Source organism: Pseudomonas mandelii, assembly GCF_900106065.1.
Taxonomy (GTDB): Bacteria; Pseudomonadota; Gammaproteobacteria; order Pseudomonadales; family Pseudomonadaceae; genus Aquipseudomonas; species Aquipseudomonas mandelii.
Window position 1 is genome coordinate 6,307,044 of sequence record NZ_LT629796.1, and the last position, 21,619, is coordinate 6,328,662.

Below are 21,619 nucleotides of genomic sequence, written 5' to 3' on the forward strand. Positions count from 1 at the left end.
CGGATTGCTGATTTTTGTCCCAGCAATTGTGGATAAAGCTTAGCAGTAGTGTCCTGGTTGAAGACGCATCGGGCCCCACCGCATGTAGGCATGCGGCAGGGTGTTTACGGTGCAGATCAGAACGGTTCATCGTCCTCGATACCATCTTCGCCCTTGCGCTTTCGTTCTCGCGATTTGATCTTTGTCTGGGCGGCCAAGGTGCTATGTTGCAGGCGGTAGGACTCGTTGCCCGTTTCGACGATATGGCAGTGGTGTGTCAGTCGATCCAGCAACGCTGTGGTCATCTTGGCGTCGCCAAATACACTCGACCATTCCGAGAAGCTGAGGTTGGTGGTGATGACCACGCTGGTGTGCTCGTACAGTTTTGAAAGCAGGTGAAATAACAGCGCGCCACCACTCTGACTGAAGGGCAAATACCCAAGCTCATCGAGTATCACCAGGTCTGTCCGAAGCAGTCCCTGGGCGATTCGGCCTGCCTTACCATCGTACTTTTCACGCTCCAGCAGGTTGACGAGATCGACCGTGGAGAAGAACCGTACTCGTTTGTTATGAGTGGTGATTCCGGACACGGCCAAGGCACTGGCCAAGTGTGTTTTTCCGGTTCCAGGCCCACCGATGAACACGACATTTTGCGCAGTCTCCGTAAACTCAAGGCTGGATAATTCCTGGACCAGACGGGCATCAGCACTGGAAGCGCTGAAGTCAAAGCCAGCTAAATCACGGTGCATGGGGAGCTTTGCCATGTTCATCTGATGATTCACAGAGCGCACGGCGCGATCTGCCTGCTCCTGTTGGAGCAGATGCTCAAGTAGCCATTTCGAGGATGCCGTCGAAGCTTCTCCCTGGGCCGCCAGTTCTTCCCAAGCCTGCGCCATGCCATGCAGACGCAGTTCTTTAAGTTCTGCCATCAAGTCACGCATTGCGGCTCTCCTCATCTGTTGTACGGAGTTGGTCATATCGGGCCGTGTTGGCAACGGGAGCCACCTTGAGTTGCAGGCTGGTTTCTACGGAAGGCGGTGGTGCAGTAGCGGTGAGTCGGGCGAGAACATTTAAGATGTGATCGGCGCTCAGACTTCCCGACTCAAGCACCAGTTCTACCGCTACCAGCACCGGGTCAAGACCGGCGATGGGCACGGCAGCGAGCACCTGCGTCATGATTCGATCACCGTTGCTGTGACGTCTCAGGCCCCGTTTGAGAAGCCGCAACGGATTGGGCAGATCGGCAAACGGTGCGCCATTGCGCAGTGCACCCGGCTTGCGTTCGATGAGTGGGATGTAATGCTGCCAGTCAAAACTGACCTGATCTCGATCAAAGAGGCGCTCGTGGCTGGCAATCATTGCGTCATCGGCGATGACCACGATCCGGGATGGGTAAAGACGGCTGCTGACCCACTGGCCGACTCGTTCACAAGGCACCGAATAGCGATTTCGCGCCACGCTGATCAGGCAGGTGCTGGAGACCCGTACGGTGCGCTCGACGTAGCCATCAAAGGCCGTCGGCATCGGCATCATTTCGACCTGCTCCAGCTCCAAAACTTCCGCCACCGTAAGTCCGTTGTACTGCGGATGCAGCAGCTCGCTCCAGAGCGCACGACAGCGTTGGCCGAGCCAGGCATTCAGTTCCTCGAAGGTGTGGAACATGCAGTTTTGAGCATCAAGCCAAATGCGTCGTCGACTGTCTTGAACGTTCTTCTCGACAATGCCCTTTTCCCAGCCAGAGGCTACGTTGCAGAAATCCGGATCGAACAGGTAGTGCGCACACATCACGGAAAACCGGGCATTGACCGTGCGGCCCTTGCCTTTATTGACCTTGTCGACAGCCGTTTTCATGTTGTCGTAGATGCCGCGACGCGGCACGCCACCTAACGCTCCGAACGAGCGTGTATGTGCATCGAATAGCATCTCGTGACCTTGGCTAGGGTACGCAACCAACCAGAATGCGCGACTGGCGCACAGCTTCATGTGGGAGACCTGGATGCGTCGAAACAGGCCTCCGATCAGCAGCCCTTCTTCGCTCCAGTCAAATTGAAAAGCTTCACCGAGCGCAAACGTCAGCGGTACAAAAGCGCGTAAAGACTTGCCTTGTTCACCTCGCCACGAGCGTACAAACGCCGTGAGCTGGCTGTAGCCGCCGTCATAACCCTCGGCCTTGATCTGCTCGAAAAGTGCTTTGGCGCTTCTGCGATTGTGCTTTGCCCGGAACGAATCGGCTTTCAGCGCCTGTTCCAGCGTCTCGCGGAAAGGGCTGAGTTTGTTGAAGGTTGCGCACCGCTGGTACGCCGGCTGAGTAGCTTCGGGCGCTCTGACCCATTTTCGGATGGTGTTTCTCGACAGCCCGGTACGCTTGGCTATCTGGTGCAGCGAGAGCTTGTCGCGGAAGTACATCCGCCGGATTTTTCCCAACATTTCCATGCTGATCACCCTGTGTTCTCCTGCTCGGAAAGTGAGCAGAAGCAGTTGAACACCTGGGTCAGTTTTCAGTCGGCAGAACAGCCTTTACTGGGTCAGTTTTCGGTCAGCGGCAACACGCTGCCGCTACAATCACTAATGCTGGTGCGCCAGCGTTCGCGTTGGCCGGCTGATACTGCTGTCGTAGCTCGTCTACTTCGGCGGGGTCTTCCGTTGGGTCGTAGTTGAAATCCGGCCCATCCTGGAATGACAGATCAACGCCCCAAACACGATAATACGCAGCCAGATCATCTACACGGACGAACTCTGCGCTGCCGTTACGTACTTTGGCGAGAGTTCGAACCAACAGCGGTACACGTAGGCCCATCCTTGTGCTCCTGAGCTGACGAGGTCTTTCTCTACCCCTTTAATACGGCACATAGCTCAGCTTGTCGTTGGGCTGGATGTGACGATAGCTCAATGCGCCAAGATGGAAAGGGGCTTATGGCCGATTGCTGACTTTCACTAAGGGCGGCAAGCGGCCCAATGGCAACAGACCCGAGCATTTAGCTACTTTGCCCCCTCCTCCTAACATCGCGATTATGCTTCACGCGCTTCACCAGCACGTATGCAGTGCTCTCGACTTGCGCCACTAGCAGCAATCGCACTGAGCAAGCGTTTACGTGGATTCCAAATCGTCAAACACCAACCGCTGCGCGACCCACCTCCTGTGCTGAAATACTCGCTCCATGGCTCACTGCTAACCTCGCGGTTGAAATGCGAGCTACCGTTGAGCATCTATACGCGGCTACGCTCGAAAAAATTCCTGAAAGTGCGAATGACGTACGTTCCACCAGACTACAGTTCCAGCAAGAACATGCGGCGTGGAGCAAATATATGGACGAGCATTGTAGTTTTTATGGCGGGATATCGGAGGGGGCCAGCGCTTGGATAAGCCTCGCCGAAGTGCGTTGCGAGCTTAAAGAACCGGATGCTCGAGTATTATTTTTGCAAAACATACAGTGGAATCCAGAGCGATATTCAGGCATTGACGGTCTTGGACCAGATACCTGAGTAAGCCGCTGGTTTGTCGCAAAAACGGCTTAGGGCGACCGTCCGCTTCGGGTCCAGAGTGTGTAAAAACGCTTCGCAAAAATTGAAGTGTGCGCGTCTACGTTAAATCTGAAATTTATCGGCACGTCAGCAGATGTGGATTTCGCGTAGAAGCGCGATTTCCAGTCCGGTTTTGAGTACCTCTCGCGCTCAAAAACGTTTTTACACAGTCTCGGCCGATTTCTGCCCTTCGTGACAGGTAGAAAACGGCCGATTGTGTTGAAAAAGTCGGTCCTTCCAGACTGCACACATACTGACTGCTGAAAACGCCTTTTTTGCACGCAGCTATGCGAAATCTGAGCCCGGAATCCTCTGCTCAAAGTAAAGATTTCAATCTCAAGCGCATACTTTTCTGCCGTGGAAACCATGGCCGACTTTTTCAACAGAATCGGCCATTAGCGGTCACTCCGTTTCTCTGCGCTCCGAGTGGACCGCTGCAAGCAGCCTTACCCCCAACATCGTACGCTGGGCCGTGCCATTTGTTTTTTGAAAGAGATTCGCTTTCTCTATTTCATACTGCGCCAATGCACTCGTGATGTAGTCATCCAAGCTCTTTATCCATTGGCCATTGCTGCAAAAGGAAAAGGCTTTTCCCCACCCCAAGATTACTCGGTCGATATTTTGTAGCGCGCCGGAGTAGGACCCCTTTGGGGATATATCTCCAGCTTCAACACTGAATTTCATGATTCGTATCGATGCGTCTAAATCGGATGTGATCCGTTTCTTGAATCGCTCCCTTGTAGCTGTAGATGGCTGGATCAATCCTGCGGAAACGAAGCAACCCAAGAAATCGAATCCTTTAGCTGTAAGGCCCCTCGAGTCTTTGTCGCTTGTTGCTGAGGGCAGGTATGCTTCAAGAGAGAGCTTTTTGAGCTCATTCTGCGCTTTGCTAAACGCACGATCCACGCTGCCCATGTCCTTCCCGAGGATCAGGAAGTCATCAATATACCTAAGACAAGTGACCTCACCATCGTTCATGACCCTGTCAAAGTCATGCAGGTACAAATTGGCTATGAGTGGAGATAGGGGCGATCCTTGAGCTACACCCTCCACGCCGATGGGGAAAATCTCATCCAGACCCTGTCGTCGAAGCACGTCAATGTTCGCAAGGTCTGTGGTGATCGCTGCTCGGAACAATGCAATCGTGTCAGGGCATACGATGTGAGGGGCTACTAGTCTCATCACACGAGCCTTGTCAATTCTTGTGAAGAACTCGGCGATATCTGACCTGATATGGAAGGTTGCTCCCTCGGCAATGGCTGCTTTGGTGTCGGCTATCGCCATCGAGACCCTTTTATTTTTTATGCCTCCGTAGCTCGTGGGGATAGACAACGCTTCTTTCACAAACTTAATACGTGATAAGGCGTCGAGTAGAGCCCGCTGGACGATCCGGTTGGGTATAGGTGAAAGCACAATCGGGCGAGAATTTCCGTTGGCCTTGGTTTTCGCCACGCCGATCTGCTTTTGGAAAGTAAAGGTCTTCTTAGACAGCGCGCGCTGGATGTCGGAAAGCGACCGGGGGAGTTGGCTCTCGAAATCCTTGGCTTCGTTTCGGATAGTTTCGGATGATGAAGAAAAGGCGCTTTCTTTGACCTTCCTCCAGGCCGAATACAACGAATCCCCGCTATAGATTCTACGGTAAAGCGACGAAGCCACAAAAACTCCTTGTTTGTTGGGAGACACCAGTGAACTCTCACCCAACTGCTACAGGGGATCTTCAACCTTCGGGAGACCGCGAAGCCTTAACGGCGATCTTGGTCGCGACCCGGACAGCAACCTCCGAAGAGAGATGGCTGGCGTCTGTCAAACTTGGTTCAGTGCTGTGAGGCGGCTGCACCAGCAAGCAGGCGAGGTTGATCGCAGTCACGAACCTCCGTGATGCGGCGAGCGCCAAGCTGGCACGTTTTTGCATAAACGCATGATTACCCCCAAAGATTCCGTCAAAACACGATAAATCGCAGCTTTTTGGGTCTTGCGGCTAAGCTCGCGCCATGCGCCAGGTTGGCACGTTTTTGCACGATCGCACATTGTCCTCCGAAGGTCCCGCCAAGGTGCAAATCGTACCTTTTTGGGTTTCGCGGTCAAGCGCACGCCGTGCGGCTGAACATCGAACACCGCGCTGAAAATAAAGCTGCTAACCGTCCGGTGACCCCAACGTACAGACAGAGTTACGGTTATTGACGCAGCAGTCGAGCGGTGCCCTTTACCTTCGGGAGACCGCGAAGCCTTAACGGCGATCTTGGTCGCGACCCGGACAGCAACCTCCGAAGAGAGATGGCTGGCGTCTGTCAAACTTGGTTCAGTGCTGTGAGGCGGCTGCACCAGCAAGCAGGCGAGGCATCCCGATGTTAGTCAGCCATCCGGCCAAAAGCCATCTATTTGAACGTTCGTTTATTGGAAAGCGGTAGGATGAGGATTGGGACTCTATTTGGGTGCGTAAATAAAGCGCACTGGATGGACGGCAGACCTCCGCTGGCGATCGGATGTACTAGGCTCTCGCGAACCGAACTCCAAGGATGACTTCCATGCCAAATGACTCAGAATTCAACATCGCCACAGCAGATATACTGACGTTGCTTTTACACAACCAGCACGCGCTAGGAGCGGCGATGGAGGAGGTCACGAAGTGGCTTTCAGAGAATGGCGTACAGAGTGTTTCAGAGAACGCACTCGCGGCCATGCAAATCCTGGACACAAATGCAAAAGCGATTACAGATGGGATTACGCGACTTCGGCAGTTTTAGGGACTCGACTTGTGAGGCGGCAATGTACCGAAAACACTCAGTCGGTGACCTGAGACTGCCCAGCTCAGTAACACTCCCGTTCGCTAGAGCGGTTCTGTATAAGTAAAAAAACGTGAATAGATTTAAAGTGAATGGCGCCCTGGCGGCCCCTGACGACAATATCGGTGCCGGACGATCAGAGGTTGCAGAGCTTGCTGCCGCCAGCTTCAAGCCGTAGTCAGTCCCATCCCGATGGTTGAACAATGATTTGTAGAGGTTAGGGGGGGCAAGATGATATCAGGTGAAGTGCAGATGCAAGCGGTACCTGGTCGCACACCGAACAAGCATTGTTGGATGCTGTTCAAGGTGGCTAATCTAGACCGACTACAGGCGCTGCAGCGTGGTCTGCTTTACATGAATAGCGTCGACTATTTCGCGAAGCTTGAAAGTGAAGCGGGCACTGCGCTTCGAAGGGACGATCTTGAGAATGTGTACCTTAAGCTCAGCTCTGGCATAAGGGATGGGGTTGTCAGCGAACTCGCACTTCGGGTTGAAGGTCACGACGAAATCGTATTGAACCCAGAGACAATCCTGACCCTTCATCTGCCTCGTCCTGCAACCGTCATGGTGTACTGCCTGGGTTCTGTGTCAGCCGGACATGACGGTCAGATTTGGGGGCTCGACAACGGAATGCTGCAATTCAGTGAGCGTTTCCGAGAGTTTGGTACCCATGTCCTTCGTATTACGAACCACGCAGAGTTCTTTAGAAGGCTTTCACTAGCTGTTGCGACCCACCCTCACCTTTATAATTCTCCCTTCTTTGAAGGTGGTTACGGCCAGGTCGAATACGTTGACTTCAGCGACTACAGCGGACCGATAGGATTGTTTCGCAAACCGATTGAGTATGCTTGGCAACGAGAGTACAGACTATGCTTTGGCACGGAACCTGAGGCACTAAACGATCGAGGGGCGTTAGAGCTAAATATCGGAGCCCCATCGGACATCACTCAGATCATAACAGCAGAGAATTTCACGTCGAACCCGATGACACTCATACAAAGGAGCTACAGGATAATCGAAGGCAAGCCTGTGCAAGTTCCTAGTTAAAACTACGTTTTAGACCGGCTTTTTAGGGCAAATCTAAGGCAGCAACAGGCCGCAGGACGCCAAGATCGAGCGGAAAAGCCTATTAATGTTGGCCTTAATCGGCCTGTGACGACTACTGAAGGGGTTCGAATCCCTATCCAGTACGATTGAATCGCTGCAATGAACCGATACCTGCCGTCTGGAAGAGGGAGTTACCGGCCAGAAGCTACTGTTTGCAACTTGCGGCAACTGGCAGCAATCGGCCCAGAGTGTGTAAAAACGCCTTCGCGAACCCTTGCTATGATTTCTGAGGATTTCATCGCAGGGATCGCCCATGAAGCGCTTTATCCAAGGTGAACATCGAGGCCAAGGCACCTTACTTCCCGAGACCCGCAGCATTGCCCGTGCGATCGCTCAACCAACGAAGGTCGATGATCCAAAACGATGAGGTCAAAGCGTTTTTACACACTCTGGACCGAGGCTGTGTAAAAACGTTTTTGAGCGAGAGAGGTACTCAAAACCGGACTGAAAATCGCGCTTCTACGCGAAATCCACATCTGCTGACGTGCCGATAAATTTCAGATTTAAAGTAGACGCGCACACTTCAATTTTTGCGAAGCGCTTTTACACACTCTGGACCCAAAGCAGCCGGAGCCGAAAGGCTAAAATCAAGCTAAGCAGGCATTCGAAACCCCCACCAAATGGGCATAGAAAAACTTAATAATAATCTGGCATCATTCGCCACAATGGATCAAAACAGAAACTGGCAGCTTACGCACTAGCCATCTTGAGCAGCGCATAACGAGAATTTTTAGGGTTAATTTAATGAAAGTTTTTCTAGATACAAATGTATTTTATAAACACTGGTTTGCAAGCAACGCAAATTTCAAGCTTTTGTTTTACTTTCTAAACAACTTAGATCATGAGCTATTGCTGTCAAACCTAGTCATCCAAGAAGCAAACAACATCAGGCAACGTGAAGTTCGCGAGGTTCATTCTGAATTGACCAGGATTCTAAAAAAAGGTAATCAGTTAAATCGGAATAACTTGAATCTCGACATGGACAACCTTGGATTTCAATCCTATGATCTTGTCGACGTGCTGAAAGACCGAGTGGAATGGATTACGAGAATTGAATACGACACAATCCCCCATAGCGTGGTAGTTCAAAGAGCAATCGAATCGATTAAGCCATTTACCAATGAAGAGAAAGGCTACAGAGACACACTGATTTGGCTGTCCTTTCTTGATCACCTATCTTCAAATAGCATCGAAGGAGAAGTGGCTTTCATCACAAACAACAAAAACGACTTCTACCAAATAAAAGATAAAACCATATCGTTCAATGATGAACTTTTGAAAGACATAAGCGAGCGCAACATAAAAGCAGAGGTTAAGCCATATCTAAACATATATGACTTCGTGAAAGAAAACGTCGACAAGATAAATCACTCCTTCGACCAACACAAACTATTAGATGACCTTGAAAGCTTCCTGATTTCCGAAACAGAAACCCTTATAAACGCAATGAATAACAACGAGCTTAGCGAGCTCCTAGAAACCAAATTATTTTCCGAAAAGCTAACACCTGTTCTCGATATCAACGCAGATATATTTGAAGGATTAGAGCACACCGAGATAAAATCTATCAAGGGACTGCCCGAAGACAGTGTCTATATTGAGTCAGAATTTGAAATGCGAAGAATTGATTTGATCATCTCGATTGACACTACGGAATTCAAACAATACGCCGACGAAATCGAAGCCATTCATTCTTTATACAACATTGAGCACGAAGATAGTCACGTAAACCTATCATTCATTCTGAGAGCTTACATTGGCGGGAGTTTTGAATATGACACCAGAAACGAAGTTGCCAGCAATCTTTCAATAGATTTCATCTATAATAAATTAAGGCGAACGCAGGTTCATTAAAATACTCTAGACATCCAAGGCATCTGCATTCCGAGTCGGCATCGACTGCATTGCTATCCCCGAGATGGGAAACGTCGCATTCGACAAAGAGAGTATCAGATTGCTTCAGGCTCTTATTTTAGAATGTAAACGATGGGCGGCTAAAACAGCCCATCGTTTACACTTTAGAACCATCAAATCTTTAAATTCAGCTAAAAAAACGGGAGCTTGATCAATAACCCCCACACAATCAGCATCTTGAATCGTTCACTGATGTGCTATGGGCTCGATTACACAGTTGACAAGTAGGCAGAACATAGCAACGGATCTGGTGGCCATCAGTGCTCAGCTCTCAACGGGTCAATCGTGCAAAAGCGGCGATGTTAACACGCTCGCGGGATCCGGCGCGCGCACTGCCAGGTGACGGGCGCTCATGCAGTTTTTAACAATCATTAGCAATGTTCATAAAGTCTGGAAGCCGATGGATTGCTAGCGTGCACCCCTTGCTGACCCAGGGTTTGAAATCGTCATGAAGACTGCACGGCTGGTTTTATTGAGTACCTGTTTGCTGGGTTCCAGCGCCCACGCCACCAGTTTTGTCATCAGCACAGACGTCACCGTCAGTCTGACGATGAACTCCACCAAAGGCACCAGTGGCTCATTCAGCGACGACAAGATCGTACTGGCGGCCAAGGATGATGCGGCAGCGTTTGTGGCGAGCGAGGGGGTGATTCGCGGGGCGCGGATCCAGGCGGCGTTTTTGCGGATTCGCGGGGTGGTCAACGAACCGTATTCAGACCAACAACTGGCCACCGCGATCTTGATGCTGTGACGCCCCGAAGGAGCGAAGCTTGCTCGCGAAGAACGATAACGCGGTCTCTCAGTTACACCGCGGCGCTTTCTTCGCGGGCAAGCCTCGCTCCTGCATGGATCTCCGGCAGACAGTGCTCGCGAAGGGCGGCACTACCGATCAAGCCTGCTTGTACCCGCGCACTTCATCCACGCCACGGTTGGCCAGTTGGTCAGCCCGTTCGTTGCCATGGTGGCCGATGTGCCCGCGTACCCATTTCCAGGTGACGTTGTGGCGGTTGACTTGCTCATCCAGCAGTTTCCATAGGTCAGCGTTTTTGACCGGTTCCTTCGCCGCCGTTTTCCAACCGCGCTTCTTCCAGTTGTCCATCCACTCGTTGATGCCTTTCATCACGTACTGGGAGTCGGTCACCAGCAGCACGTCGCAGGAGCGCTTGAGTTCTTCCAGGCCACGAATCGCGCCCATCAGCTCCATGCGGTTGTTGGTGGTGTTGGCTTCGCCGCCCCACAGCTCCTTTTCAATGCCTTTGCACACCAGCAACGCGCCCCAGCCGCCAGGGCCAGGGTTGCCTTTGCAGGCGCCGTCGGTGAAGAGTTCTACGCTATCGCTCATGCCAATCTATCCAGAAAATGCGGTGGCTCGCCGATCAGTGACGACGATGCCCGAGGCCGGGGCGAACCCGGCCGGGAAAGTAAAGAGTGTATTACGGCTCGATGTTACGACGGTTGACCTTGGCCATCGGCAATGGAATCAGCTTGCCCATCGGTTCGCGCCGCTCCTGACGGACGGGTCGCAGGCCAACAACGATCTTGCGCGCCACCAATAAATAGAAGCCGCCGCCCGACAGTTGCCAGTCACCGGCCTTGCGCTCCCAACCGGCCAGGCGAGCCTGCCAGGCGGGTGACGCAAGCGGCGGACGATAGCACCCGAAGCGGCGTTTCTCCAGCGCGAAGCCCAGCAGGTTCAGCCAGTCGCCGACCCGCGACGGTGAGATGCAGCGCGCCTTGCGCAAGCCGTCGTGAGCGAACACATGGCGCAAGCCCCAGCTGCTCCAGGGGTTGATCCCGATGATCAGCAGATGCCCGCCGGGCCGCACGCTGCTCGCGGCTTCACGCAGCAAGCCGTGGGGCGACAGGCAGAAATCCAGGCCGTGCTGCATCACCACCACATCAGCGGCATGCTCGCTCAACGGCCATGCCTGCTCTTCGCAGACGATCTCGACCCCCGGCAACGGCGCGCCAAGTCGCACATTGCGCTGAACCTGGGGTGCCGACGGCGGTGTCTGGGCCGACGGGCCGTAATGCACCAGATAGCCACCGAAGAAGCGGCCCAGCTCGTCTTCAAGCATGCGCCGCTCTTCGTCCAACAGAAATTGCCCGATGGGCCCGGACAGCCATTCACGGGCCGCGCTGATCAAATTCAGCCACTCAGGATCGGCCTGAGCGAACGCTTTATCGGTCATTGCATTCTCCAACGCGCCAGGAAGTTCTAAGATGCGCCATTGTTTTCCGCTTGGCGAATCCGACGATGATACAGATCAGTGCCCTGCCCGCCTTCACCGACAACTACATCTGGTTGTTACAGGACCACAACACCCAGCGCTGCGCCGTGGTCGATCCGGGTGATGCCGCGCCCGTGCAAGCATGGCTGGCGGCGCATAAGGGTTGGGTATTGAGCGACATCCTGATCACTCACCATCATCATGATCATGTCGGCGGTGTCGAGCAGCTGAAAAAAGCGACAGACGCGAAAGTCTACGGCCCGGCCAGCGAAACCATCCCGGCGCGAGACGTGGCGCTCAAGGACAACGACCGTGTCAGCGTGCTGGGCTGGGACTTCGACGTCTATGCGGTTCCCGGACACACCCTGGGGCATATTGCCTATTATCACCACGGCCTGCTGTTCTGCGGCGACACCCTTTTCGCCGCCGGTTGCGGGCGCTTGTTTGAAGGCACGCCCGAGCAGATGCACACCTCGCTGAGCCGCCTCGCTGCGCTGCCGGAAGATACGCTGGTCTATTGCACCCACGAATACACCCTGAGCAATCTGAAATTTGCCGCAGCGGTCGAACCCGGCAATCCTGACACCGCCGCACGTCTGGAAAAAGTTACCGAGCAACGTGCTGCCGGAATCATGACGCTGCCCTCTACTCTGGCGCTTGAAAAACTGACCAACCCCTTTTTGCGTGTCGACGAAACATCCGTTAAAGAAAAAGTGGACGAACGGAATGGAACCCAAAACCGGTCTCCGAGTGCGGTCTTTGCTGCTCTTCGGGCTTGGAAAGATAAGTTCTAAGTCGCCGCCCCGTTGGTACAAAAATTCTGAATGGTTGACCGCAGAGGGTGCGCTTTCTAGAATCGCCCGACATTTTTGCCCGGAACTTACTTCCAGCCAATGTCGTCATCTATTCGTAAAGCCATCAATTCAGACGCATTGACCCGCTTGGCTCAAGCCATAGCGGTGGCTGTGTCCGCCACTCTGGCGGGCTGTTCCAGCCATGTGCCGCAGACCGAAGCGACACACACTCCGAACATCGCCGCTCGCGCCAAGCAGAAACCTATCTGGCTCAGCGAAAAGCCGACTCCGCAAATTCCACAGGATGTCTGGGAGCGCATGCGCCAGGGCTTCCAGTTGCAGGACAACCTGGGCGTCAACCCGCGCATCGAGCAACAGCGCCTGTGGTTCGCCAGCAACCCGTCCTTCCTTGAAAACGCCGGTGAACGCGGCAGCCTCTACATTCACTACATCGTCGAACGCCTTGAAGAACGCAACATGCCGCTGGAACTGGCGCTGCTGCCAGTGATTGAAAGCGCCTACAACCCGATGGCCTACTCCCGGGCCAATGCGGTGGGCCTTTGGCAATTCATTCCTTCCACCGGCCGTTACTTCAACCTGCGTCAGACCCGCTTCTATGATGGTCGTCGCGACATCACCGCCTCGACCACTGCGGCCATGGATTACCTGACCCGCCTGCACGACATGTTCAACGGTGACTGGTTGCTGGCTCTGGCGGCCTACAACGCCGGTGAAGGTACGGTCAGCCGTGCCATCGAGCGCAACGAGAAGCTGGGCCTGCCGACCGATTACTGGAACCTGCCGCTGCCAGCCGAAACCCAGGCTTACGTGCCCAAGCTGCTGGCCTTGTCCCAGGTTGTGCTGGCACCCGAAGCCTACGGCGTGAACCTCAACCCGATCGCCAACGAACCTTATTTCCAGGTCGTCGAAATCAACCAGCGCATGGACCTGTCCAAGGTTGCCGCGGTGGCCAACATCGACGAAGACGAGTTGTTCCAGCTCAACCCGGCCTTCAAACAGCGCACCACCATCGACGGCCCCCAGCATTTGCTCGTGCCAACGTCCAAGGCGCAGTTGCTGACCGCCAGCCTCTCGACCATGCGTCCTGAAGAGTTGATCAGCAAGAAGTCGCTCAAGCCGGTCTTCGAAGGCGCCGATGAATCCGAAGTCGCCAGCCTGAAACGTGCCTACCGCGTCAAACGCGGCGACAACCTGGCCGCCATCGCCAAGGCGAACAAGGTCGCCGTCAAGGACCTGCAGCGCTGGAACAAGATGACCGGCAAGAACCTCAAGGTCGGCCAGACCCTGGTGATGCAGGACACTGCCAAACGTAGCGGCGGTCGCGTCAACACCGTTGTGGCGGCGAACAGCAAGACCAACAGCAAAGCCGACAAACAGAAGCCGCAGACCCAATACAAGGTCAAGCAAGGCGATTCGCTATACATGGTCGCCAAACGCTTCAACGTTGAAATGCAGCACCTCAAGCGCTGGAATCCGCGTGTTGGCCAGGCGCTCAAGCCTGGGCAGATGTTGACGGTGTCTTCGCCGCGCTAAAAACGAGCCCCTGAATCCAGGGGCTTTTTTTCGCCTGCAATTTGAGCTCTGCTGGAATCGGGGGATGCATGGGAACTGTGGCGAGGGAGCTTGCTCCCGCTCGGCTGCGAAGCAGTCGTAAACCCTGAACATGCGGTGTGTCAGGAATTATAAAAATTTTCAGGTTTTGGGGCCGCTTCGCAGCCCAGCGGGAGCAAGCTCCCTCGCCACAGGCACAGCACCTGCCGCATCGTCACCTCGGCAATTAACAGCGCATTAACCCCCTGTCTTTTTCCTGTCGATACAAGCTGTTACTGTACGGCCCACAAAGCCCAAGCCGCCTGGATCGGATCTCTGACTTGAAGCGTCCCCTCCTCCTCTTCCTGATCAGCCTGGCCTTGAGCTCCACCGCAAGCGCGACGATCAGCGAAAGCCATGGTTATGCGCAGTTCGGCACGCTCAAGTACCCGGCCAGATTTACCCACTTCGACTGGGTCAACCCGCAAGCGCCCAAGGGCGGTACGTTGCGGGTGATGGCGTTTGGCACCTTCGATACGCTCAACCCCTACACATTCAAGGGCTCAAGCCCGGTTTCCACCGCCAATTTCCTGCAATACGGCATCAACGAGCTCAACGAACCGCTGATGGTCGGCACCGGTCAATACGCGCCGTCCGGCGATGAGCCGACCTCCAGTTATGGCCTGATCGCGCAATCGGTGGAGTACAGCGAGGACCGCAGTTGGGTGGTGTTCAACCTGCGCCCCGAAGCGCGCTTTCACGACGGCACGCCGATTACCGCCTACGACGTGGCGTTTTCCTACCGCTTGCTGCTCAAGGAAGGTCACCCGCAGTACCGCACCAGCCTTCAGGAAGTGTTGCGGGTCGACATCCTCAACCCGCAGCGCATTCGATTCGTCTTCAAGCGTGCCGGCAATCCGTTGCAGATCCTGCGCCTGGGCGAATTGCCGGTGCTGCCGCAGCATTACTGGAAAGATCGCGACTTCAAGGCTACAACCTTCGAACCGCCGCTGGGCAGCGGGCCTTATCGCATCACCTCGGTGACGCCAGGACGCCAGATCATTTTCGAGCGGGTCAAGGATTACTGGGGCAAGGACCTTCCGGTCAATCGTGGCAAGTACAACGTCGACCGCATGGAAGTCGAGTTCTACCGCGACAGCGATGTGGCGTTCGAAGCCTTCAAGGCCGGCGAATTCGACATTTACATCGAGCACCAGGCGAAGAACTGGGAAAACGGTTACAACTTCCCGGCCGTCCGCCGTGGAGACGTGATCAAGGCGCAGATCCCGCACCAGATCCCGACCCAGACCCAGGGCCTGTTCATGAACAGCCGGCGCCCGGTCTTCTCCGAGACCAAAGTCCGTGAAGCCATGGGGCTGATGTTCGACTTCGAGTGGACCAACCGCACCCTGTTCAGCGGCGCCTACAAGCGCGCCATGAGTTACTACCCCAACAGCGAATTCTCCGCCACGGGCCTGCCGGTCGGTCATGAATGGCTGTTGCTCAAGCCCTATCGAGAGCAATTGCCCGCCAAGCTCCTCACCGAGCCGTTCAGCCTGCCAAAGACCGACGGACGCGGCATCCCTCGGGAAACCATGCGCAAGGCCCTGGCGCTGCTCGCCGAGGCCGGGTGGAAGCTCAATGGACAACGGATCGAGAACGCCAAAGGCCAACCGCTCAAGCTCGAGATCCTGCTGGTCAACCCGAACCTGGAGCGCATCCTTCAGCCTTACGTCGAGAACCTCGCCAACATTGGCATCGATGCGCGGCTGCGCACAGTGGATCGCGCGCAGTACAAACAACGCCTCGATCAGTTCGATTTCGACATGATCCTGATGACGCTCAACCAGACCCTCAGCCCGGGCCTGGAGCAATGGCAGTATTTCCATTCCGGCCAGGTCGGGGTCAAGGGCAGTAAAAACTACGCCGGCATCGCCAACCCGGTGGTCGATCACCTGCTCGAACAATTGCTCGCCGCGCAAACCCGCGACGAACAAGTGGCCGCCGGCAAAGCCCTGGACCGGGTCTTGTTGTGGCAGCACTACATGATTCCCAACTGGTACCTCAATTATCACCGCCTGGCCTACCGCAACCGGTTCGCCTTCGTCACCACGCCGCCCTATACCCTGGGCCTCTCCGCGTGGTGGCTGAAATCTTCGGAGAAAGATCGATGAAGCCCCTATGCGCACTGCTGATGCAGGCCAGCGGTCTGCTGTTCGCCGGGCTGGCCTGCGCCGCCCCGCAACACGCCGTGACCCTGTACAACGAGCCGCCGAAATATCCGGCCGACTTCAAGCATTTCGACTACGTGAACCCCGACGCCCCCAAAGGCGGAATCTTTCGCCAGGCCGGGTTCGGCGGCTTCGACAGCCTCAACCCGTTCATCAGCAAAGGCGTACCGGCCGACGACATCGGCATGATCTACGACACCTTGGCCAAACAGGGACTGGACGAACCGTTCACTGAATACGGGCTGGTCGCCGGCAAGATCGAGAAAGCCCCGGACAACAGCTGGGTGCGCTTCTACCTGCGTCCTGAAGCGCGCTTCCACGACGGCCATCCGATGCGCGCCGAAGACGTGGTGTTCAGTTTCCAGATGCTGACCAAAGAAGGCGCCCCGCTCTATCGCGGTTACTACAGCGATGTCGAGGAAGCGGTCGCCGAAGACCCGCTCACCGTGCTGTTCAAGTTCAAGCACAACAACAACCGCGAACTGCCGCTGATCCTCGGCCAGTTGCCGGTGTTGCCCAAACACTGGTGGGCCAATCGCGATTTCAACAAAGGTAACCTCGAAATACCGTTGGGCAGCGGCCCCTACAAGGTGACCGACGTGAAGGCCGGGCGTTCGATCCGCTACGAGCGGGTCAAGGATTACTGGGGCAAGGACCTGCCGGCCAACCGTGGTTTCTACAATTTCGACGTGATGACCACCGATTACTACCGCGACAACACGGTGGCGCTGGAAGCCCTCAAGGCGGGGCAGTTCGATTACTGGCTGGAAATGAGCGCGAAGAACTGGGCCAACGCCTACAACATCCCGGCGGTCACCGAAGGCCGATTGAACAAGGAACAGATCCCGAACGGCAACCCGACCGGCATGCAAGGCTTTGTGTTCAACCTGCGCCGTCCGGTGTTCCAGGACGTGCGCGTGCGCCAGGCATTTACGTTGCTGCTGGACTTTGAATGGACCAACAAGCAACTGTTCAACGGCGCTTACGTGCGCACCCGCAGTTTCTTCGAAAACTCGGAAATGGCCGCGACCGGCCTGCCCGACGCCGATCAGCTTGAAATTTTGAGTCCGTTCCGCGGCAAGATCCCCGAGCAGGTATTCAGCGAAGCGTTCCAGAACCCGATGACCGACGCCAGCGGCATGATCCGCGCCCAGCAGCGCAAAGCCTACCAACTGCTGCAAGAGGCGGGCTGGCGGATCGTCGACGACAAGATGGTCGACGCCAACGGCAAACCGGTGACCATCGAGTTCCTGTTGGCCCAGACCGAATTCGAACGCGTGCTGCTGCCGTTCAAGCGCAACCTCAGCGACCTGGGCATTGACCTGGTGATTCGTCGGGTCGATGTCTCGCAGTACATCAACCGCGTGCGTTCACGGGACTTCGACATGATCGTCGGCAGCTTCCCGCAATCCAACTCGCCGGGCAACGAGCAGCGCGAGTTCTGGATGTCCGCCGCGGCCGACAAACCCGGCAGCCGCAATTCCATGGGCCTCAAGGACCCGGTGGTCGATCAACTGGTCGAACAACTGATCAACGCCGATTCGCGCAAAAGCCTGGTGGCTCATGCCCGGGCACTGGACCGCGTGCTGCAATGGGGCTATTACGTGATCCCCAACTGGCACATCAAAACCTGGCGCGTGGCGTACTGGAACCACATCGGTCGCCCGAAAGTCTCTCCCAAGTACGACATCGGCACCACTACCTGGTGGGTCAAGCCTGATGCGAAACCTGCGGTAGAAGTCGAAACCAAACTGCAAGCCGACCCTGCGGGCACGGAGTAATCAGATGCTGGCGTATATTTTTCGGCGACTGCTGCTGATCATCCCGACCTTGCTCGGCATTCTGCTGATCAACTTCGTGATCATCCAGGCCGCCCCCGGTGGGCCGGTGGAGCAGATGATCGCCAAGCTCGAAGGCTTCGAAGGCGCCACCAGCCGCATTGCCGGCGGCGGTGCCGAAGTCTCGGTGGCCGGCTCGGCCTATCGCGGCGCGCAGGGCCTGGACCCGATGCTGGTCAAGGAAATCGAGCACATGTACGGCTTCGACAAATCGGCGCCGGAACGCTTGTGGATCATGATCAAGAACTACGCCACCCTGGACTTCGGCGACAGTTTCTTCCGCGACGCCAAGGTCATCGACCTGATCAAGGAAAAGATGCCGGTGTCGATCTCGCTCGGGCTGTGGAGCACGCTGATCATGTACCTGGTGTCGATCCCGCTGGGGATCGCCAAGGCAACGCGACACGGCAGCCACTTTGACGTCTGGACCAGTTCGCTGATCATCGTCGGTTACGCGATCCCGGCGTTCCTGTTTGCGATCCTGCTGATCGTGGTGTTTGCCGGCGGCAGCTACCTGGACTGGTTCCCGCTCAGGGGACTGACGTCGAACAACTTTGATGAGCTGAGCACTGGCGGCAAGATTCTCGATTACTTCTGGCACCTGGCATTGCCGGTGACCGCGCTGGTGATCGGCAACTTCGCGACCATGACCCTGCTGACCAAAAACAGTTTCCTCGACGAAATCAACAAGCAGTACGTGGTCACTGCCAAGGCCAAGGGCCTGACCAATCACCGTGTGCTTTACGGTCATGTGTTCCGCAATGCGATGCTGCTGGTGATCGCCGGCTTCCCGTCGGCGTTTATCGGGATCTTCTTCACCGGCTCGCTGCTGGTGGAAGTGATCTTCTCCCTGGACGGTCTCGGTTTGATGAGTTTCGAGGCGGCGATCAACCGCGATTACCCGGTGGTGTTCGGCACGCTGTTTATCTTCACGTTGCTGGGGCTGGTGGTGAAACTGATTGGCGATTTGACGTACACCTTTGTCGATCCGCGCATCGACTTCGAAAGCCGGGAGCATTGAGATGAATCTGTCCCCGCTCAATCGCCGGCGTTTCGAACTGTTCAAGGCCAACAAGCGTGGCTGGTGGTCGCTGTGGCTGTTTCTGGTGCTGTTCGGCCTGAGCCTCGGCGCCGAACTGATTGCCAACGACAAACCGCTGGTGGTGCATTACGACAACGGCTGGTATTTCCCGGCGCTCAAGCGCTACCCGGAAACCGCGTTCGGCGGCGAATTTCCGCTGGAGGCCAACTACAAGAGCCCGTACATCCGTGAATTGCTCAAGGCCAAGGATGCCTGGGTGCTGTGGGCGCCGATCCCCTACAGCTACCAAAGCATCAATTACGATCTGAAAGTCCCGGCGCCGGCGCCACCTTCGGCCGACAACCTGCTGGGCACCGACGATCAGGGCCGCGATGTGTTGGCGCGGGTGATTTACGGCTTCCGGATTTCGGTACTGTTTGCCCTGACGCTGACCATTCTCAGTTCGATCATCGGTGTGATCGCCGGGGCCTTGCAGGGGTTCTATGGCGGCTGGGTGGATCTGGCCGGGCAGCGTTTCCTGGAAATCTGGTCCGGGCTGCCAGTGTTGTATTTGCTGATCATTCTCGCCAGTTTCGTGCAGCCGAACTTCTGGTGGCTGCTGGGCATCATGCTGTTGTTCTCGTGGATGAGCCTGGTGGACGTGGTGCGCGCCGAGTTCCTGCGCGGGCGTAACCTGGAATATGTGCGCGCGGCCCGTGCGCTGGGGATGCAGAATGGCGCGATCATGTTCCGCCACATCCTGCCCAACGCCATGGTTTCGACCATGACCTTCATGCCGTTCATTTTGACCGGCGCCATCGGCACCCTGACCGCCCTCGACTTCCTGGGCTTCGGTTTGCCGCCGGGTGCGCCGTCCCTGGGTGAACTGGTGGCCCAGGGCAAATCCAACCTGCAAGCACCGTGGCTGGGCATGAGCGCGTTTGCCGTGTTGGCATTGATGTTGAGTTTGCTGGTGTTCATCGGCGAGTCCGCTCGCGATGCCTTCGACCCGAGGAAGTGAAATGAATCAGGACAATCTGATCGAAGTGCGCGACCTGGCCGTCGAATTCGTCGTCGGCGATCACTGCCAGCGGGTGGTGGAAGGCGTCAGCTTCGACATCAAGCGCGGCGAAACCCTGGCTCTGGTTGGCGAAAGCGGCTCAGGCAAATCGGTGACCGCGCATTCGATCCTGCGACTGCTGCCCTACCCGCTCGCCCGGCATCCGTCCGGGACCATCGAGTATTCGGGGCAAGACCTGCTGAGTCTGAAAGAGAAAACCATCCGCCACATCCGCGGCAACCGGATCGCGATGATCTTCCAGGAACCGATGACCTCGCTCAATCCGCTGCACTCGATCGAGAAGCAGATCAACGAGGTGCTGGGTATTCACAAGGGCCTTGTCGGCAAAGTGGCGACCAGGCGCACCCTGGAATTGTTGGAAATGGTCGGCATTCCTGAACCGCACAAGCGCCTCAAGGCTTTACCCCACGAGTTGTCCGGTGGCCAGCGCCAGCGGGTGATGATTGCCATGGCCCTGGCCAACGAGCCGGAACTGCTGATTGCCGACGAGCCAACCACCGCGCTGGACGTGACCGTTCAGCTGAAAATCCTCGAATTGCTCAAGGAATTGCAGGCCCGCCTGGGCATGGCCTTGCTACTGATCAGTCACGATTTGAACCTTGTACGAAGAATTGCGCATCGCGTATGTGTCATGCAGCGCGGTTGCATCGTCGAACAGGCATCGTGCGAAGAGTTGTTCCGCGCGCCGCAGCATCCGTACACTCGGGAACTGCTGGCAGCGGAGCCCAGCGGGACGCCTGCGACCAACGTGATTGGCCCGCCGCTGCTGCAGGTCGAGGACCTGAAAGTCTGGTTCCCGATCAAGAAAGGCTTTCTGAAAAAGACCGTTGACCACATCAAAGCGGTGGACGGGATCAATTTCAGCCTGCCTCAGGGCCAGACCCTGGGGATTGTGGGAGAAAGCGGTTCGGGCAAGTCGACACTGGGTTTGGCGATTTTGCGGCTGATCGGCAGCAAAGGCGCCATCCGGTTTGAAGGCAAGCAGCTAGACTGCCTGACGCAGGCCGAGGTTCGGCCGTTGCGCCGGGAGATGCAGGTGGTGTTTCAGGACCCGTTTGGCAGCCTGAGCCCACGGATGTGCGTGAGCCAGATCGTCGGCGAAGGCCTGCGGATCCACAAGATGGGCACCGAGGCGGAACAGGAACAAGCGATTATTGCGGCATTGAAGGAGGTAGGCCTGGACCCGGAAACCCGGAACCGCTACCCCCACGAATTTTCCGGTGGGCAGCGGCAGAGAATCGCCATTGCCCGGGCATTAGTGCTAAAACCGGCGTTGATTTTGCTGGACGAGCCGACATCGGCCCTCGACCGCACCGTGCAACGCCAAGTGGTGGAGCTGCTGCGTTCACTGCAAACCAAGTACAACCTGACGTATCTGTTTATCAGCCATGACCTGGCTGTCGTCAAGGCGCTGAGCCACCAACTGATGGTGGTCAAGCAGGGCCAAGTGGTCGAACAGGGAGACGCGCAAAGTATCTTTGCCGCCCCCCAACATCCGTATACACAGCAGTTGCTGGAAGCCGCTTTCCTGGCTCCGGCCACTGCGCAATAACCTGAAAGAGAGGAG

At 55.9% G+C, this 21,619-nt stretch carries 17 protein-coding genes; 11 read left to right on the forward strand and 6 right to left on the reverse strand.

The features are described 5' to 3' along the window. Positions 1-116 precede the first annotated feature (116 nt). The 4 genes from istB to BLU63_RS29140 form a co-directional block, all read right to left on the reverse strand. Positions 117-920 (reverse strand): IS21-like element helper ATPase IstB, encoded by an 804-nt coding sequence (istB, locus tag BLU63_RS29120; RefSeq protein ID WP_083376895.1) that lies wholly within the window; start codon positions 918-920, stop codon positions 117-119. Then, complete coding sequence (gene istA, locus BLU63_RS29125; RefSeq protein WP_144443481.1) at positions 913-2,412, reverse strand: IS21 family transposase; 1,500 nt, start codon at positions 2,410-2,412, stop codon at positions 913-915. Before istA ends, istB begins: the two co-directional genes overlap by 8 nt. A gap of 103 nt (positions 2,413-2,515) precedes the next feature. After that, positions 2,516-2,776 (reverse strand): hypothetical protein, encoded by a 261-nt coding sequence (locus BLU63_RS32910; RefSeq protein WP_156877442.1) that lies wholly within the window; start codon positions 2,774-2,776, stop codon positions 2,516-2,518. Positions 2,777-3,903: 1,127 nt separating this feature from the next. Then, entirely contained in the window at positions 3,904-5,157 is a 1,254-nt protein-coding gene (locus BLU63_RS29140; RefSeq protein ID WP_083376897.1) for a reverse transcriptase domain-containing protein, read from the reverse strand. A gap of 869 nt (positions 5,158-6,026) precedes the next feature. On the opposite strand from BLU63_RS29140, the gene BLU63_RS29145 reads away from it, so the two are divergent. The 4 genes from BLU63_RS29145 (at position 6,027) to BLU63_RS29160 (ending at position 10,056) form a co-directional block, all read left to right on the forward strand. Next, entirely contained in the window at positions 6,027-6,245 is a 219-nt protein-coding gene (locus BLU63_RS29145) for a hypothetical protein (protein ID WP_083376898.1), read from the forward strand. A gap of 291 nt (positions 6,246-6,536) precedes the next feature. Then, entirely contained in the window at positions 6,537-7,331 is a 795-nt protein-coding gene (locus BLU63_RS29150) for a hypothetical protein (protein WP_084315818.1), read from the forward strand. An 804-nt stretch (positions 7,332-8,135) separates the two neighbouring features. Next, a complete protein-coding gene (locus BLU63_RS29155) occupies positions 8,136-9,245 on the forward strand; it encodes a PIN domain-containing protein (protein WP_083376900.1) in 1,110 nt (369 codons plus the stop codon). A gap of 508 nt (positions 9,246-9,753) precedes the next feature. Next, positions 9,754-10,056, forward strand: a complete 303-nt coding sequence (locus BLU63_RS29160) for a DUF2388 domain-containing protein (protein ID WP_083376901.1) — start codon at positions 9,754-9,756, stop codon at positions 10,054-10,056. A 138-nt stretch (positions 10,057-10,194) separates the two neighbouring features. Here BLU63_RS29160 and rnhA read toward each other — a convergent pair whose 3' ends face one another. Both rnhA and BLU63_RS29170 read right to left on the reverse strand, forming a co-directional pair. Next, positions 10,195-10,647, reverse strand: coding sequence for a ribonuclease HI (gene rnhA, locus BLU63_RS29165; protein ID WP_008152099.1), 453 nt, complete (start codon positions 10,645-10,647; stop codon positions 10,195-10,197). A 91-nt stretch (positions 10,648-10,738) separates the two neighbouring features. Beyond that, positions 10,739-11,497 (reverse strand): class I SAM-dependent methyltransferase, encoded by a 759-nt coding sequence (locus tag BLU63_RS29170; RefSeq protein WP_010459795.1) that lies wholly within the window; start codon positions 11,495-11,497, stop codon positions 10,739-10,741. 65 nt (positions 11,498-11,562) lie between these two features. On the opposite strand from BLU63_RS29170, the gene gloB reads away from it, so the two are divergent. The 7 genes from gloB (at position 11,563) to BLU63_RS29205 (ending at position 21,604) form a co-directional block, all read left to right on the forward strand. After that, positions 11,563-12,330: a hydroxyacylglutathione hydrolase gene (gene gloB / locus BLU63_RS29175; protein ID WP_010459793.1), complete on the forward strand. Its 768-nt coding sequence runs from the start codon at positions 11,563-11,565 to the stop codon at positions 12,328-12,330. 99 nt (positions 12,331-12,429) lie between these two features. Beyond that, entirely contained in the window at positions 12,430-13,884 is a 1,455-nt protein-coding gene (locus BLU63_RS29180; protein ID WP_010459791.1) for a transglycosylase SLT domain-containing protein, read from the forward strand. Between the two features lie 362 nt (positions 13,885-14,246). Further along, positions 14,247-16,055, forward strand: coding sequence for an extracellular solute-binding protein (locus BLU63_RS29185; protein WP_371859427.1), 1,809 nt, complete (start codon positions 14,247-14,249; stop codon positions 16,053-16,055). Beyond that, positions 16,052-17,893 carry an extracellular solute-binding protein gene (locus BLU63_RS29190; RefSeq protein WP_010459787.1) on the forward strand — a complete coding sequence of 614 codons (1,842 nt, stop codon included), beginning with the start codon at positions 16,052-16,054 and terminating at the stop codon, positions 17,891-17,893. The genes BLU63_RS29185 and BLU63_RS29190 overlap by 4 nt, the downstream gene beginning before the upstream one ends. Positions 17,894-17,897: 4 nt before the next feature. Further along, complete coding sequence (locus tag BLU63_RS29195; RefSeq protein ID WP_010459785.1) at positions 17,898-18,971, forward strand: microcin C ABC transporter permease YejB; 1,074 nt, start codon at positions 17,898-17,900, stop codon at positions 18,969-18,971. 1 nt (position 18,972) lies between these two features. After that, a complete protein-coding gene (locus tag BLU63_RS29200; RefSeq protein WP_010459784.1) occupies positions 18,973-19,992 on the forward strand; it encodes an ABC transporter permease in 1,020 nt (339 codons plus the stop codon). Position 19,993: 1 nt separating this feature from the next. Continuing rightward, positions 19,994-21,604, forward strand: a complete 1,611-nt coding sequence (locus BLU63_RS29205) for an ABC transporter ATP-binding protein (RefSeq protein ID WP_077749641.1) — start codon at positions 19,994-19,996, stop codon at positions 21,602-21,604. The last annotated feature ends 15 nt before the right edge of the window (positions 21,605-21,619 follow it).

Bases quoted from the DNA above. Each gene is read 5' to 3' on its own strand.
- istB (WP_083376895.1), bottom strand. From the start codon at position 920: ATGCGTGACTTGATGGCAGAACTTAAAGAACTGCGTCTGCATGGCATG.
- istA (WP_144443481.1), bottom strand. From the start codon at position 2,412: ATGGAAATGTTGGGAAAAATCCGGCGGATGTACTTCCGCGACAAGCTC.
- BLU63_RS32910 (WP_156877442.1), bottom strand. From the start codon at position 2,776: ATGGGCCTACGTGTACCGCTGTTGGTTCGAACTCTCGCCAAAGTACGT.
- BLU63_RS29145 (WP_083376898.1), top strand. From the start codon at position 6,027: ATGCCAAATGACTCAGAATTCAACATCGCCACAGCAGATATACTGACG.
- BLU63_RS29150 (WP_084315818.1), top strand. From the start codon at position 6,537: ATGCAAGCGGTACCTGGTCGCACACCGAACAAGCATTGTTGGATGCTG.
- BLU63_RS29155 (WP_083376900.1), top strand. From the start codon at position 8,136: ATGAAAGTTTTTCTAGATACAAATGTATTTTATAAACACTGGTTTGCA.
- BLU63_RS29160 (WP_083376901.1), top strand. From the start codon at position 9,754: ATGAAGACTGCACGGCTGGTTTTATTGAGTACCTGTTTGCTGGGTTCC.
- rnhA (WP_008152099.1), bottom strand. From the start codon at position 10,647: ATGAGCGATAGCGTAGAACTCTTCACCGACGGCGCCTGCAAAGGCAAC.
- BLU63_RS29170 (WP_010459795.1), bottom strand. From the start codon at position 11,497: ATGACCGATAAAGCGTTCGCTCAGGCCGATCCTGAGTGGCTGAATTTG.
- gloB (WP_010459793.1), top strand. From the start codon at position 11,563: ATGATACAGATCAGTGCCCTGCCCGCCTTCACCGACAACTACATCTGG.
- BLU63_RS29180 (WP_010459791.1), top strand. From the start codon at position 12,430: ATGTCGTCATCTATTCGTAAAGCCATCAATTCAGACGCATTGACCCGC.
- BLU63_RS29190 (WP_010459787.1), top strand. From the start codon at position 16,052: ATGAAGCCCCTATGCGCACTGCTGATGCAGGCCAGCGGTCTGCTGTTC.
- BLU63_RS29195 (WP_010459785.1), top strand. From the start codon at position 17,898: ATGCTGGCGTATATTTTTCGGCGACTGCTGCTGATCATCCCGACCTTG.
- BLU63_RS29200 (WP_010459784.1), top strand. From the start codon at position 18,973: ATGAATCTGTCCCCGCTCAATCGCCGGCGTTTCGAACTGTTCAAGGCC.
- BLU63_RS29205 (WP_077749641.1), top strand. From the start codon at position 19,994: ATGAATCAGGACAATCTGATCGAAGTGCGCGACCTGGCCGTCGAATTC.